Genomic DNA, 14884 nt, shown 5'->3' on the forward strand with positions numbered 1-14884 from the left:
CCGATCCATTTCGACCTCGACAGTATAGCGACCACGGGCAGGCACGCCGCGTGAGCGGATTCCGTCGTCCGCCGTGGTGGGCGCTGCTGCTGACCGCGGCTGGCGCCTTGCTGTTCATGCGTTTGGGCGTCTGGCAGCTGCATCGCGCCGACTTCAAGGAAGCACTTCTGCGGCGGTATGCCGCATCGGCTTCGGCGCCGCGACAGGACTTCGCCAAGGTGGCCGAAACGCCACCCGCCGATGGCTTCCCGCGGGTGCAGGTAGACGGTCGTTACCTGGCTGATCGGCTGTACCTGCTGGACAATCCCCAGCACGACGAGCGTGGCGGGGTGGAGGTGTTCGCACCGTTCGTGTTGCGCGATCCATCGCAACAACTGCTGCTGGTGGACCTGGGCTTCCTGCCCGGCAACGGCACCGCGCAGGTACCGCAATTGCCACCCTTGCCGACCGGCGAGATCAGCCTGCAGGGTCTGTACGTGCCGCCGCCGCCGCTCGGTTTCGAGATGGGTGGCGATGCGCTGGCGCGGCAGGCGCAGTGGCCGAAGAGCAGCATCTTCCTGGACCCGCTGGCAGTCGCCCGCGACCTCGGTCGGCCGCTGTATCCGCGCGTGCTGGCGCTGGATGCCGACCCGGCCTCGATCTATGTGCGCGTGCACACGCTCGACTTTTCCTCGATGCCGCCGGCGCGGCACCGCGCCTACGCGTTCCAGTGGTTCTCGTTCGCCATCGCAGCGGTGGTGATCCTGCTGGTGCTCAATCGCAAGCGCAGGCCGCGTAAATCCCGTTCCCCGAATGACGATGAAATCCGATGAACACAGTTGATCCCAAGTCGTTGCGCCGCAGCCGGATGTTCCTGATCCTGATCGCGCTGGTGTTTGCCGCGCCGATGATCGCCGCCGGCCTGCTCACCTGGAGCGGCTGGCAGCCGGGCGCGAAGGGCAATGGCCAGCCGATCCAGCCGCAGCGCAATTTCGTCGACGAGAAACTGCAGGTGCTGCTGGTCGATGGCCAGACTTACGCCTGGCGCGACAGCGAGCCGCGCATGACCCTGGTGGCGCTGGCCGGTCCGGGCTGCTCGACGCAGTGTCTGGCGACGCTGACCAGCATGGCGGCCGCCCGGGTCACGCTCAATCGCAACCAGTCGCGTCTGCGCCTGCTGTATCTGGGCACACCACCGGCGAACGACGATCGCGACGGCATGAAGAACTACTGGCAGCTCGGCGAGGATGTCGCCGGCAAGCTGGCCAGCTACCGGCCGACCACGCCGGACAGCGTCAGCGCGTTGCTGGTGGAGTCCAACGGCACCGCGCTGTCGTGGTATCCGGCCGGATTCGATGCGTCTGGCCTGCGCAAGGATCTGCAGAAGGTGATCAAGTGATGGCGTCGCGCTCGCTGAGGGTGCTGCGTGGCTTGTCCCTGCTGGCCGCGGTGTTCGCACTCGGACTGGTGATGTTCGGCGCGTTCGTGCGGTTGTCCAATGCCGGCCTGTCCTGTCCTGACTGGCCGACCTGCTATGGCGAGGCGACTTGGCCGCAGCATGCGCAGGCGGTGGCCAAGGCCGATGCGGCGTTTCCCGATCGTCCGTACGAGGCGCACAAGGCCTGGCGCGAGCAGGTGCATCGCTTCCTCGCCGGCACGCTCGGTGTGCTGGTGCTGGCACTGGCGCTGCTGGCCAGCTGGCGTCGGCGCGGCGCGCAGTTGGCGGTGATCGCTGGCGCGGTGTTCGCGGCCGTCGGGGTGGGCCTTTACATCAGCGGTGAGCATCGCTGGTCGTCACTGCTGGCGCTATGCGCGATCGCGCTGCCGTTGTTCGCCGCGATTGCATTGCGGCGACCGGGTGCGTGGCGGATCTGTGTGCTGGCGCTGGCGGTGATCATCTTCCAGGCGATGCTCGGCATGTGGACGGTGACGCTCCTGCTCAAGCCTGTGGTGGTGATGGGCCATCTGCTCGGTGGCATCACCACGTTCGCGCTGCTGGCTTACGCGGCGCTGCGCTTTGTCGGCATCGGGGCGCCGGACGACCGGCTGGCTGACCTGCGTCGGCTGGTGACGATCGGCGTGGTTGTGCTGTTCTGCCAGATCGCACTGGGTGGCTGGACCTCGGCCAACTATGCGGCACTGGCCTGTGGCTACGGCCCGGGCTCGTTCCCGCAATGCCTCGGTCAATGGGCGCCGCCGACCGACTTCCATCAGGGCTTCGTGCTGTGGCGTGGGATCGGCGTCAATTACGAAGGTGGCGTGCTGGACATGGCCGCACGCAGCGCGATCCAGCTCGTGCATCGGCTCGGCGCGCTGGTGGTGTTCTGCTACCTCGGCTGGCTGTCGCACAAGCTGGCACGGCGTGGTCTGCGCGTCTTTGGCATCGCGATCGCCGTGGCGTTGGTGAGCCAGGTATTGCTGGGCATCAGCAATGTGTACTTCGGGCTGCCGCTGGCGGTGGCAACCGCGCACAATGGCGTGGCCGCACTTTTGCTGTTCACCCTGCTGGCCACGCTGGCGCGTACGCAGCGTCGGCATGATGATTCGATGTCCCTGTCGCTGGAGCCACGCTGAAATGGAACTGACTAGAAATCCGATCAGCGAATACCTGCAATTGACCAAGCCGCGCGTGGTCGCGCTGCTGGTGTTCTGCGCGGTGATCGGCATGTTCCTCGCCGTGCCGGGCATCCCGCCGTGGCGCGCGCTGGTATTCGGCACGCTGGGCATCTGGATGGCCTCCGGTTCGGCCGCCGCGTTCAATCACCTGATCGATGAGCGCATCGACAAGCTGATGGCGCGCACCGCGCGACGTCCGCTGGCCACCGGCTCACTCACGCCGCGCCAGGTGCTGGTGTTTGCCGTGCTGCTTGGCATCGCCTCGATGCTGGTGCTGGCGCTGCTGGTCAACCTGCTCACCGCACTGCTCACCCTCGGCGGCCTGATCGGCTACGCGCTGGTGTACACCGCGTACCTCAAGCGCGCCACGCCGCAGAACATCGTGATTGGCGGCCTCGCCGGCGCGATCCCGCCGGTGCTGGGCTGGACGGCGGTGACCGGGCATCTGCATGCGTTCGCTCTGCAGTTGTGCCTGATCATCTTCGTGTGGACGCCGCCGCATTTCTGGGCACTGGCGATCTTCCGTCGCGACGACTACGCGCGGGCGCAGGTGCCGATGCTGCCGGTCACCCATGGCGTGGTCTATACCCGCTGGCATGTGCTGTTCTACACCGTGCTGCTGGTGCTGGTGACTCTGCTGCCGGCGTTGACCGGGATGAGTGGCCTGATCTATCTGGGAGGTGCCATCGTGCTGGACGTGGGCTTCCTGTATTACGCGGTGCGTTTGCTGAACCCGCCGGACGAGCTGTTCCCGATGAAGGTGTTCAAGTATTCGATCGTGTATCTGATGGCGTTGTTCGCGTTCCTGCTGGCCGATCACTGGCTGGTCGAACCGATGGTGCAGCACGGGCTGGTGTTCCAGCCCTCGCTCTGAGCACCGCGTTTTACGGTTTGAGCGCGATGCCGGCACTCTCCAGCAGTTCCTTGAGTCCGGTCAGCTGCGCCTCGTACTGCTTCCAGCGTTGGACTGCGCTGCGGTAGATCGGCTCACGCACCTGTACCACACTGGCCGTGGTCACCGGTGCCTGATTGTCTTCGAAGTGCAGGCAGGCGTCATTCCACGGCAAGCCGCAGAATTCCAGCAACTCCCGCGACTTGGCCTCCTGCGCATCCACCAGCGTTTCGTAGTCCACTTCCAGGATCCGCCCCGGAAACGCCTGTTTCCAGTGCGCCATCAGGCGATCGAACAGGACGTAGTACCTGCCGGTGTCGAGCAGGTCGTACGAATAATCGTGGTACGGCGATGCCGGTGCGAAGAGCTGGCGGAAATTGCTGAGACAGGTGTCCATCGGATCGCGCCGCAGGCAGATGATCTTGGCATTGGGCAGTGCATTCGCGATCGCCCCGACATACAGAAAATTGTGCGGCAACTTGTCGATGAAGCGCGGCTTGTGGCTGGTATCGGGACGGGTGCTGGCCAGATAGGCCTCGCCCAGCTGTTGCCAGTCAACTTCGCGCGCACGCTCGATGGTGTCCGCGTCGAGCAGTTGAGGCGTGCGGCTGCCTGAGGCGCGCTTTAGCGCGATCCCGAAGTTCTGCAATTCGCCGGCTGCATGCACGTCCGGGTGACTGGAAATGATGCGTTCGACCAGGGTGGTGCCCGAGCGTGGCATGCCGATCACGAAGATCGGCTCATCGCTCGAACAGCCTGTACCAACGGGTTGTGGTTCGGGCGATGCCTGGATCAACTTCTCGAACAGGACTTCATCTTGCCGCGGCGAATAGTGGCGCATGCTGCCGGCGGCCAGCTTGCCGGCGACGAGGTGCTCGAATGCCCTGGAATAGTCGGCCAGATCCTCGCACTCCTTGGCCAGCGCCAGCTGCAGGTTCATTTGTGCCGCTGGGTTGCCCGCACCCTTCGGCAATAGCGAGTGCAGACGCTCCAGATGATTGTTGGTCGGATTCTGTTTGCGCAGTTGCGACAAAGCCAGGTGCACGCCCCAATGATCCGGCGTCAGCCGGAGGCAGGACTCGAGTTCGCGCTCGGCGTCATCCAGTCGGCCCAGGAATGCCAGCGATTTGGCGAAGTTGTAGCGGTAGTTGGGATGTTGCGGGGCCAGCGTGACAGCACGCTCATACAGCGAGGTGGCACGCTCGTGGGCATTGGCGCGTGTGAAAATGACACCGAGGGTGTCGAGTGTATGCGCATCCAGGGGCAGCAAGGTGAGCGCCCTCTCCGCGACGACCACGGCATCGGCAGAAAGGTTGACCATGGACAGCGCCTTGGCGAATTGCGTCGCATAGTCGGCACGTTGCGGATACAGCTGAACGGCTCGCTGCAAGTACGACAGTGCCTGTGACATCTGCTGCAGTTCCAGTGCCGACAGTCCCGCCAGGTAGTACAGCTCAGCATGGTTCGGTGCCTGCGGTAACAGTTGCATCGACAGTTCCAGTGCTTGCCGCCAGTTCCTCTGGTTGTAGGCAGAGGTGGCCTGGGCGTAAAGCTTGGCAGGATCAGTCATGGGATTCCGGGTCGAGACAGGAGGATGGTCGATGATTCTGCGATGTGTCGACATTGTATGGATTACGCGCCGTTGCGCGCGTTCCCCGGAATCTGCCCGCCCGGATACGATCGATGGGTTGACACTTCCGCAGCGCAGCACGACAATGCGCGCGCCTCCCGGCGCACCGCGTCGGCTGGCTCCCAGTCCTGACAAACCAAGGCATATGGACGTTTACCCTAGTCGCAACGTCGACATCCGCGAGCATCGGATGCCGGCGACGCATAACAACAAGTTGAACGCCTGCGGCGACCGCCTGCGGTCGGCTGGTGCTTTCCTCGACTAGGGAAAGTCCGGCCCACCCCTGACGACGCCATAGGCGTCGTTACGAGGAGATGGGCCCATGAAGCTCCTTCGCGATACCCTTCTGTTGCGCGCACTGCGCCGGCTGCTGCATGGCCGTCGTGAGGCTGCGCGCCGCCCCTACGCGATCACCGTGCCCGCCCCGCTCGAACGTGCGGCCGCCGGCAGCAACGTGATCGAACTGCACCGCCGGACCCCGGTGGCGGTCAGCCGTGCGTCCGCGCCCGCCCCGGCCGAGGCGCTGCCATCGTCCGTACATCTCGCTCTGGTATCCAGTCGCTGATGGTCGTGATGACGTCATGCAAGAAGGGGTGGCCTCCGCCAGCAGCGGCTCCATTCCGGCAGCATGCGCGGCCTTGCGCACCGACGATGACGCAGTTGGCGGATTGATTCCGCAGACTCGCACCGGCGACTGGCATCAGCGAATTCACGGAAGCGGGTCATGATCAAGCAATCCAATCAGGCCGTCGCAGGCAAGGCGGCGGGCAAAGGTGCGGCAGTAGTACTGCATACGGCGGTTGCGCAGGAGGCATTCCGCGCGAACGACGAACTGCTGGCGGCGCTGGAGACCACTCCGGCCGGTCTCGATGAGGAGCAGATCGAGGCGCGACTGCATCGCGACGGCATCAACGAGGTCTCGCACGAGAAGCCGCCGCATTGGTCGCGGCAACTGCTGCGTGCGTTCAAGAACCCGTTCATCATCGTGCTGCTGGTGCTGGCGGTGGTGCAGGTATTCGCCACGCCGGACGACATGTCCGGGCCGATCATCATTGCGGTGATGGTGGCGATCAGCGTGTTGCTGAATTTCACCCAGGAGTTCCGTTCGTCACGCGCGGCCGAGAATCTCAAGGCGATGGTGCGCAATACCGCCACGGTGACCCGCAAGGCCTCCGATGGCCACAGCGAGCAGATCGAGGTGCCGGTGGTCGAGTTGGTCGCCGGCGACATCGTGCACCTGGGCGCCGGCGACATGGTGCCCGGCGACCTGCGCCTGCTCAGCGCGAAGGATCTGTTCATCAGCCAGGCGATTCTTACCGGCGAGTCGCTGCCGGTGGAGAAGTCCGCGCCGGCGCGCATGAGCGGTCCGCAGCATTACGACAACGCGCTCGACTTGCCCACGGTCTGCTACATGGGCACCAACGTGATCAGCGGCACCGCCACGGCGGTGGTGGTGGCGACGGGTGCGCGCAGCTATCTCGGCTCGCTGGCGCACAGCATGTCCGGCCAGCGCGTGCAGACCAGTTTCGACCGCGGCGTGAAAAGCGTCAGCTGGCTGCTGATCCGCTTCATGGCGGTGATGGTGCCGGTGGTGTTCCTGATCAACGGGCTGGACAAGCACAACTGGACCGAGGCCTTCCTGTTCGCGCTGTCCGTCGCGGTCGGCCTGACTCCTGAGATGCTGCCGCTGATCGTCACGGCCAACCTTTCCAAGGGTGCGTTGGCGATGTCCCGGCGCAAGGTGGTGGTGAAGCGGCTCAACGCGATCCAGAACTTCGGCGCGATGGATGTGTTGTGTACCGACAAGACCGGCACGCTGACGCTGGACAAGATCGTGCTGGAGCGCCATCTCGATCTGGATGGCGAGGAGTCCGACGAGGCGCTGGAATTCGGTTACCTCAACAGCCGTTTCCAGACCGGTCTGAAGAACCTGATGGACAAGGCGGTGCTGGAGCACCGGGACCTGGAAGCCGCGGCCACCCGCTACCGGGTGATCGACGAAATCCCGTTCGATTTCCAGCGCCGGCGCATGTCGGTGGTGGTGGCCCGGGACGATGGCGAGCACCTGCTGATCTGCAAGGGCGCGGTCGAGGAGATGCTGTCGATCTGCGCCTATGCCAAGGTCGGCGACGTCACCGAACCGATGACCGATGAGCGCCGGCGCGACATCAAGGAGATGACGCACAAGCTCAACGAGGACGGCCTGCGCGTGCTGGTGGTCGCGGTGCAGCGCGAGCCGAGCCACGATCGGCCGTACAGCGTGGCCGACGAAAGTGACCTGATCGCGGTCGGCTGTCTGGCCTTCCTCGATCCGCCGAAGGACTCGGCGGGCACCGCGATCCGCGCGCTGCACCAGCACGGCGTCGAGGTGAAGGTGATCACCGGCGACAACGAGGCGGTGACCCGCAAGATCTGCCGCGAGGTGGGACTGGACGTGACCCATTCGGTGCAGGGCAAGGAAATCGAATCGCTCGACGATGCCGCGCTGGATGAACTGGTGGCGCGCGTCACGGTGTTCGCCAAGATGTCGCCGCTGCAGAAGGCGCGGGTGGTGCGTTCGCTGCAGCGCCTCGGACACACGGTAGGTTTTCTCGGCGACGGCATCAACGATGCGCCGGCGCTGCACGACGCCGACGTCGGCATCTCGGTGGATACCGCGACCGATATCGCGAAGGAGTCGGCCGACATCATCCTGCTCGAGAAGAACCTGATGGTGCTGGAGGAGGGCGTGCTGGAAGGACGCGTCACCTTCGGCAACATCATGAAGTACATCAAGATGACCGCCAGCTCGAATTTCGGCAACGTGCTCAGCATCCTGATCGCCAGCGCGTTCCTGCCGTTCATGCCGATGCTGCCGCTGCAGATCCTGGTGTTGAACCTGTTGTACGACATCTCGCAGCTGTCGATTCCGTTCGACCGCATGGACGAGGACTATCTGCGCAAGCCGCGCAAGTGGGATGCCGGCGACATCGGTCGCTTCATGGTGTGGGTGGGGCCGGCCAGTTCGGTGTTCGACATGACCACCTTCCTGCTGTTGTGGTACGTGTTCGGCGCGAACTCGACGGCGCACCAGTCGCTGTTCCAGTCCGGCTGGTTCATCGAGAGCCTGCTGACGCAGACACTGGTGGTGCACATGATCCGCACGCGCAAGATCCCGTTCCTGCAGAGCAGCGCGGCGGCACCGGTGCTCGGCCTGACCACGGCGATCATCGTGATCGGCATGCTGCTGCCATACACCGCGGTCGGCGCGAAGATCGGCATGATGGAAATGCCGCCGGTGTATTTCGCGTGGCTGGCATTGACCGTGGTGGCGTATTGCGCGCTGACCCAGCTGGTCAAGGTGATCTACATACGCCGTTACGGACGCTGGCTCTGATCCACTTTCCTCATGGCCTCTGGACGGCGAGGGTGAACGCCGGGTGCGAAGCATCGGCATGGCGTAACACTTTTGTCATCGATATCCAGCAAACAGGAGAACTCTGACCTTGCACAGTAGTCGCTCAGCCGAACAACCACCTCCAAGCCGGCCGTCTCGACGCCGCACCGCGCGCACTTCGTCCTGAAGTGAGTCCCGGACGCGGCGGCCGTTGACGGCTCAACCGCGGTCCGGGATGCGCCCGCCGTTCGCCTGCGAACGGCCTGTCTTTCCCTCGCCGTATGCATTGCCTGTCGGTCTCATGACCGTCACGGGCTCGTTCGCGCCTTCATGTCGAAGGGGAAGCTCATGTCGTTCCGTCCCGTCCAAAATCCATCGTGCCTCCCGGTCGCCATCGTGCTGGCGTTGTTGCTCGCCGCCTGCTCGCATCAGACGAGCGAGGCACCCCCGGCCCCGGCAGTTATCGCCGATCACGGCTTGTTGCGCATACCCGAGAAATCGCCGCTGCGCTCGCAACTGGTGGTGCAGCAAGTCGAGCTGCGCGATGTGCCACATGCGGTGGTGTTCCCCGCGACCGTCGAGGCTGATCCGGCGCGCATGGCCAACGTGCTGCCTGCACTGACCGGCAAGGTGGTCGAACTGAAGGTTGGCCTCGGTGACCACGTCACCCGCGGCCAGCTGCTGGCGGTAATTGATTCCGGCGACCTGGCGCAGGCCTATGCCGATGCAGACAAGGCGCGCGATGCACTCGACTTTGCGAAGAAGAGCCTGGATCGCGCACACGGCGTGCAGCAGGCCGGCGGCGCCGCAGTGAAGGATCTGGAAGCGGCGCAAAGTGGCTACAACCAGGCACTGGCCGAGTTCAGCCGCGCGCAAACACGCCTCGCGGCGGTCGGCGGTACCGCTGGCGCGCATGCGGCGCGGGCGATGAATGTCACCGCGCCGGTCAGCGGCTACGTGACCGCGTTGGCGGTCTCGTCGGACGAATTTGTCAACGATGCCACCGCCGCGATGATGACCATCGCCAATCTGGACACGGTATGGATCACCGCCAACGTGCCGGAAAGCGAGGTCGGGCTGGTTGCCAAGGGGCAGCCGGTGGACGCCACACTGTCCGCGTATCCGGATCAGGTCTTCCACGGCCGGGTCAGCTTCGTCAGTCCGCTGCTGCAGCCGGACACCCGACGCGACATGGTGCGCGTTGCCGTCGCCAATGCGGAAGGACGGTTGAAGCCGAACATGTTCGCGAATGCGAGCTTCGACATCCCGCAGCCGGCGCAGGTGTTCGTGCCGGAATCGGCGTTGCTGATGAACAACGACAGCATCACGGTGTTCGTCGAAGTGTCGTCGTGGACGTTTGAGCGCCGCACGGTCGAACTCAGCTATGACGAGACGGCCGGTGCGCGTGTAGTGAAAGGCCTGAAGGCGGGTGATCGCGTGATCGTGAAGGGCGGAGTGCTGCTCAATGATTAACGCGATCTTCCACTTCTGTTTCCAGAAGCGCATGTTGTTCATCGTCGTGACGATCCTCGTCGCGTGCTTTGGCTATTACTCCTGGACCCAGCTGGCGATCGAGGCCTATCCGGAACTGAGCGACGTTACTGCCCAGGTCACCACCCAGGTACCGTGCCTGGCCGCCGAGGAAATCGAGCAGGAGATCACCACGCCGCTGGAGCGTGGCCTCGCCGGCACGCCCGGGCTGGTGAGCATCCGTTCGAGCAGCACCTTCGGCCTGTCGCTGATCACGCTGATATTCAAGGATGGTGCCGAGGATTACTGGGAACGCCAGCGCATCATGGAGCGGATCGGCCAGGTCGCGCTGCCGCCCGGGATCACCCCTGGCCTTGATCCGGTGTCCGGACCGGCCGGCGAGATCTATCGCTACACGCTGGAGTCCAACAGCAAGAACCTGATGCAGCTGTCGGAACTGCAGAACTGGGTGATCGTGCCCGCGCTGGAGCAGATTCCTGGCGTTGCCAACGTCGATATCTTCGGCGGCTTCACCAAGGAGTTCCAGCTGCAACTGGATCCGGCCCAGCTGCTGCATTACGGTGTCAGCGTGAGCCAGGTCAGCAGCGCGATTTCGGCCAATACCGCGAACGCCGGTGGTGGCCGCATCACCCGTGGCGAGCAGTCGTACATCGTGCGTGGCATCGGCATGGTGCACACGCTGAAGGATCTGGGCGACATCGTGGTCACCCAGACCAACGGCGTGCCGGTGTTCGTGCGCGACCTGGGCAAGTTGCAGTACGGCCATCAAGTACGCGAAGGCATCCTCGGCAAGGACAACAATCCCGACACGATCGAAGGCATCGTCGACCTGCTCAAGTACGAGAATCCGTCGCGCGTGCTCGAAGGCATTCATGCCAAGTTCGCTGAACTCAACCAGCAGTTCGCTGCGCAGGACGTGCGCATCGTGCCGTACATTGACCGCGACGATCTGGTCAATGCGACCAAGGAAAAGGTCTTCCACACGGTGATGGAAGGCGTCGGCCTGGTCTGCATCGTGCTGATCCTGTTCCTCGGCAGTCCGCGTTCGGCGCTGGTGGCCGCGGTGGCGATTCCGATGTCACTGGTCACCGTGTTCATCCTGATGCAGTTCACCAGGATGCCGGCGAATCTGTTCTCACTGGGCGCGATCGACTTCGGTGTGATCGTCGACGGCACCATCGTGGTAATGGAGGCGATCCTGCGCCGGCGCGAGGAGAAACCCAACGAGGTGCTCACCGAAGATGATGTGATGACGGTGACCAAGCATGTCGGTCGCTCGATCTTCTTCGCGACCCTGATCATCATCACCGCCTACCTGCCGCTATTTGCGTTCGAGCACGCCGAGGGCAAGCTGTTCCGGCCGATGGCCTTCACCGTGGGCTATGCGCTGCTGGCCGCGCTGCTGTGCACGGTGACGCTGACGCCCGGGCTGGCCTATGTCGCCCTGCGCAAGCCGCGCAAGCTGTTCCACAACAAGCCGCTGGAAAAGTTGCAGACGGCTTACCGCACCAGCCTGGGCCGGCTGCTGCACAAGCTGCCGGTGGTCTATGTCACAGCGGGCGTGGCCCTGCTCGGTGTGGTGCTGCTGGGTGCGACGATCGGGCGTGAATTCCTGCCCGACCTGGACGAAGGTTCGTTGTGGTTGCAGGTGCAGATGCCAACTGGGCTGTCGCTGGACAAGGCCAGTGCGATGACGGCCGAGTTGCGTCGCGCCGTGCGCGAATTTCCGGAAGTTTCCTACGTGGTCACTCAGCTCGGCCGTAATGACAGCGGCACCGATCCGTGGACGCCGTCGCATGTCGAGTCGGCGGTTGGCCTCAAGCCCTACAGCAGCTGGGCGAACGGCGAGAGCAAGGAGGAGTTCCTGCGCAAGTTCAACACGCGGATGCTGCAGATACCGGGCATCAGCGTGGGCATCAGTCAGCCGATCGTCGACGGCGAGAACGACATGGTCGGCGGTGCGCACAGCCCGCTGGTGCTGCGTATCTATGGCGATGATTTCAAGGAACTGCGCCGCATCGGTGGGCAGATCGTCGACGTGCTACGGGATGTGCGTGGCACGGCGGATGCGTCGATCTTCCAGGAGCCGCCGATCCCGCAGCTGGCGATCGAGGCGGACCGCGACGCGGCGGCACGCTATGGCATCAACATCGCCGATATCAGCAATCTGATCCAGACCGCGATCGGCGGCGCACCGATCACCCAGGTCTATGTGGGCGATCGCGTCTACAACGTGACCGCGCGCGTGTCGAACGATGTCGCTAACAATATCGAGGCAATCGGCCAGTTGCCACTGACCGCGGCCAACGGTGCACAGGTGCCGCTCAAGCTGGTGGCACATATCAGCCTGAAGACCGGTGAGAGCACGATCTCGCACGAGCAGAACCATCGTGAGTTGACCATCCGCATCGATAACCGTGATCGTGCGCTATCGGAGTATCTGGCCGACGCCCAGCAGCAGATCGATGCGAAGGTGCACTACGACAAGCAGGATTATCGGTTGGAGTGGGCCGGCACGTTCGAGAACCAGCAGCGCGCGCAGGCGCGTCTGATCGTGGTGCTTGGCATGGTGCTGGCGATCATGGCCGTGCTGCTGTTCGCCGAGTTCGGCAAGCTGCATCAGGCGTTCCTGGTGCTGGCGGTGGTGCCCCTTGCTGCCGTGGGTGGCCTGATCTCGCTGCATCTGCGCGGCGAGACACTGAACATCGCCACGGCCGTGGGCTTCATTGCCCTGTTCGGCGTGGCGGTGCAGAACGGCATCATCATGGTGTCGAATATCAACCGTGTGCGAAAGGAAGGCCTGACGCTGGCCGAAGCAGTGTTGGCCGGTGCCACCGAGCGCTTCCGCCCGGTATTGATGACGGCCACCGTGGCCAGCGTGGGCATGCTGCCAGCCGCACTGGCTACCGGCATCGGCACGGACGTGCAGCGTGGCTTGGCCACCGTGGTGGTGGGCGGCCTGCCGATTGCCACCCTGCTTACGCTGTACATCCTGCCCAGCTGCTATTTCGCGATCGAGCGCTTTATCGAGAGGCGCCGCGGCCACGCGCCGTCGGCGAGGGATATCTGACCATGCACGCTTTCCACAAAATCACCGCGAGGCGCGCTGGCAACACGCTGCTCGCTTTTGGCACTGGTCTGCTGCTCAGCGCATGCGCGGTCGGGCCGGATTACCAGCGCCCGGCGGCGCCTGCTGCGCATGACTACGCGCCGGCAGCGCTGCCGCAGACCACTGCTGCCGCACCCGGTCCTGGCGGCAACACACAGCAACTCGTGCAGGACATGGATATCCCGGGGCAGTGGTGGACGTTGTTCCATTCGGAGCCCCTGAATGCGCTGATCGACGATGCGCTGAAGCACAATGCCGACGCCGACGCGGCGCAGGCGGCGTTGCAGGCGGCGTGGGAAAACGTGCGTGCGCAGCGCGGCGCGTATTTCCCCAGCGTCGATGCCAGCGTCAATCCGACCCGGCAGAAGACCGGCAGCGTGCTGTCCAGCAATGTCGCCTCGAACAGTACGCTGTACAACCTCACCACGGCGCAACTCAGCATTTCGTACTCGCCGGATCTGTGGGGCGGCAACCGCCGGCAGGTGGAGTCGCTGGTGGCGCAGGCGAACGCCCAGCGCTTCCAGCTGGAGGCGACCTATCTCACGCTGACCACCAACCTGGTCAACGCGGCGATCCAGGAAGCCTCGCTGCGTGCGCAGATCGATACCACTCGCAGCATCATCGCGGATCAGGAAAAGATCATGGCGACGCTGCAGCGCCAGCAGACGCTCGGCGATGCTCCCGAAGCTGCCGTTGCTGCACAGCAGGCCGCGCTGGAACAGAGCCGGGCCACGCTGCCGCCACTGGAAAAGCAGCTCGCCCAGCAACGCGACCTGCTTGCCGCGCTTAGCGGGCGCGTGCCGAGCGACACCATCGATGCGCGCTTCACGCTGGATGCGTTGCAGTTGCCGGCCGAGTTGCCGTTGAGCCTGCCGGCGCGCCTGGTCGAGCAGCGTCCCGACGTGCGCATGGCCGACGAGCAGTTGCATGCGGCCAGCGCACAGGTCGGTATGGCGATCGCGAACCGGCTGCCGAACGTGCAGATCACCGCGAACATCGGCAGTGCGGCGGACAGCGCGAGTTCCTTGCTGAGCACCGGCACCGGCTTCTGGAATATCGGCGCTGCGATCACTGCACCGCTGTTCGATGGCGGCACGCTGAAGCACAAGCAGCGCGCCGCCGAGGCCACTTACCGGCAGAGCGCCGCCCAATATCGCAGCACGGTGATCGATGCGGTGCAGAACGTGGCCGACGTGCTGCACGCGGTGCAGTCCGATGCCGCGGCGCTGGCCGCGGCCGAATTGGCTGATCGGGCTGCCGCACGCAGCCTGGCAATCGCGCAACAACAACTCGCGCTGGGCGACCTCAGCGAGGTCGCCATGCTCAATAGCGAACAGACCTGGCGGCAGGCCGAGATCACCCTCGTGCAGGCGCGTGCGAATCGTTATGCCGATACGGTAGCGCTGTTCCAGGCGCTCGGTGGCGGCTGGTGGAACCGACATGACGTGGCGTTTTCGTCACCGTGAGTCGCGATACTGCTCATGCTTGTGAAAGTCGATTTGCGTTTCCGGCTTGCCTGTTGAAGTGCGAGGCTTTCCATTGCCGGCGCCGGCGGCGCCACTTTAGTTCTTGCGTGGCCTGTCTAACCGAAGGATATATATCAGTCGACAACGTGCGCCACTTTGGCGGCATCCACATTCGAAACGAGCGCCACCGGCAAGCCAATCCCGACCTCACTTATGACCATACGGCATAGCACTCACCGGCAAGTGCGGCCCTGATTGCATTGAAACTTGAAATCGAACAAGCTTTGCACGCGATATGAGCAGCTTGCTCTACCGCAGGGGAACG

The 14884-nt window shown here is 64.2% G+C and carries 10 protein-coding genes; 9 read left to right on the forward strand and 1 reads right to left on the reverse strand.

Features of this window, described 5'->3' with window-relative positions; all coding sequences use genetic code 11:
• The first annotated feature begins 50 nt into the window (after positions 1 to 50).
• Genes B0E48_RS15530 through B0E48_RS15545 form a run of 4 tightly spaced genes read left to right on the forward strand, consistent with a single transcriptional unit; the run spans position 51 to position 3469 of the window.
• Entirely contained in the window at positions 51 to 812 is a 762-nt protein-coding gene (locus B0E48_RS15530) for an SURF1 family protein (RefSeq protein ID WP_077519051.1), read from the forward strand.
• On the forward strand, positions 809 to 1378 hold the full coding sequence (locus B0E48_RS15535; protein WP_077519052.1) for a hypothetical protein: 570 nt from the start codon (positions 809 to 811) through the stop codon (positions 1376 to 1378). Before B0E48_RS15530 ends, B0E48_RS15535 begins: the two co-directional genes overlap by 4 nt.
• The gene (locus B0E48_RS15540; RefSeq protein ID WP_077519053.1) at positions 1378 to 2553 is read left to right on the forward strand and encodes a COX15/CtaA family protein; all 1176 of its coding nucleotides are present in this window, start codon (positions 1378 to 1380) and stop codon (positions 2551 to 2553) included. Before B0E48_RS15535 ends, B0E48_RS15540 begins: the two co-directional genes overlap by 1 nt.
• A gap of 1 nt (position 2554) precedes the next feature.
• Positions 2555 to 3469, forward strand: coding sequence for a heme o synthase (locus tag B0E48_RS15545; protein WP_077519054.1), 915 nt, complete (start codon positions 2555 to 2557; stop codon positions 3467 to 3469).
• A 10-nt stretch (positions 3470 to 3479) separates the two neighbouring features.
• Here B0E48_RS15545 and B0E48_RS15550 read toward each other — a convergent pair whose 3' ends face one another.
• Complete coding sequence (locus tag B0E48_RS15550) at positions 3480 to 5057, reverse strand: sulfotransferase (RefSeq protein ID WP_077519055.1); 1578 nt, start codon at positions 5055 to 5057, stop codon at positions 3480 to 3482.
• A gap of 382 nt (positions 5058 to 5439) precedes the next feature.
• On the opposite strand from B0E48_RS15550, the gene B0E48_RS15555 reads away from it, so the two are divergent.
• The 5 genes from B0E48_RS15555 to B0E48_RS15575 all read left to right on the forward strand — a co-directional run bounded on the left by B0E48_RS15555 (position 5440) and on the right by B0E48_RS15575 (position 14559).
• Entirely contained in the window at positions 5440 to 5682 is a 243-nt protein-coding gene (locus B0E48_RS15555; RefSeq protein ID WP_077519056.1) for a hypothetical protein, read from the forward strand.
• Between the two features lie 159 nt (positions 5683 to 5841).
• Positions 5842 to 8493, forward strand: a complete 2652-nt coding sequence (mgtA, locus tag B0E48_RS15560) for a magnesium-translocating P-type ATPase (protein ID WP_077519057.1) — start codon at positions 5842 to 5844, stop codon at positions 8491 to 8493.
• A gap of 348 nt (positions 8494 to 8841) precedes the next feature.
• A complete protein-coding gene (locus tag B0E48_RS15565; protein WP_077519188.1) occupies positions 8842 to 9966 on the forward strand; it encodes an efflux RND transporter periplasmic adaptor subunit in 1125 nt (374 codons plus the stop codon).
• Positions 9959 to 13054 (forward strand): CusA/CzcA family heavy metal efflux RND transporter, encoded by a 3096-nt coding sequence (locus B0E48_RS15570; RefSeq protein WP_077519058.1) that lies wholly within the window; start codon positions 9959 to 9961, stop codon positions 13052 to 13054. The genes B0E48_RS15565 and B0E48_RS15570 overlap by 8 nt, the downstream gene beginning before the upstream one ends.
• A 2-nt stretch (positions 13055 to 13056) precedes the next feature.
• Complete coding sequence (locus B0E48_RS15575) at positions 13057 to 14559, forward strand: efflux transporter outer membrane subunit (protein ID WP_077519059.1); 1503 nt, start codon at positions 13057 to 13059, stop codon at positions 14557 to 14559.
• Positions 14560 to 14884: the final 325 nt, after the last annotated feature.

The sequence above is a fragment of the Rhodanobacter sp. C03 genome (assembly GCF_002001175.1).
In the GTDB taxonomy this organism is placed as follows: domain Bacteria; phylum Pseudomonadota; class Gammaproteobacteria; order Xanthomonadales; family Rhodanobacteraceae; genus Rhodanobacter.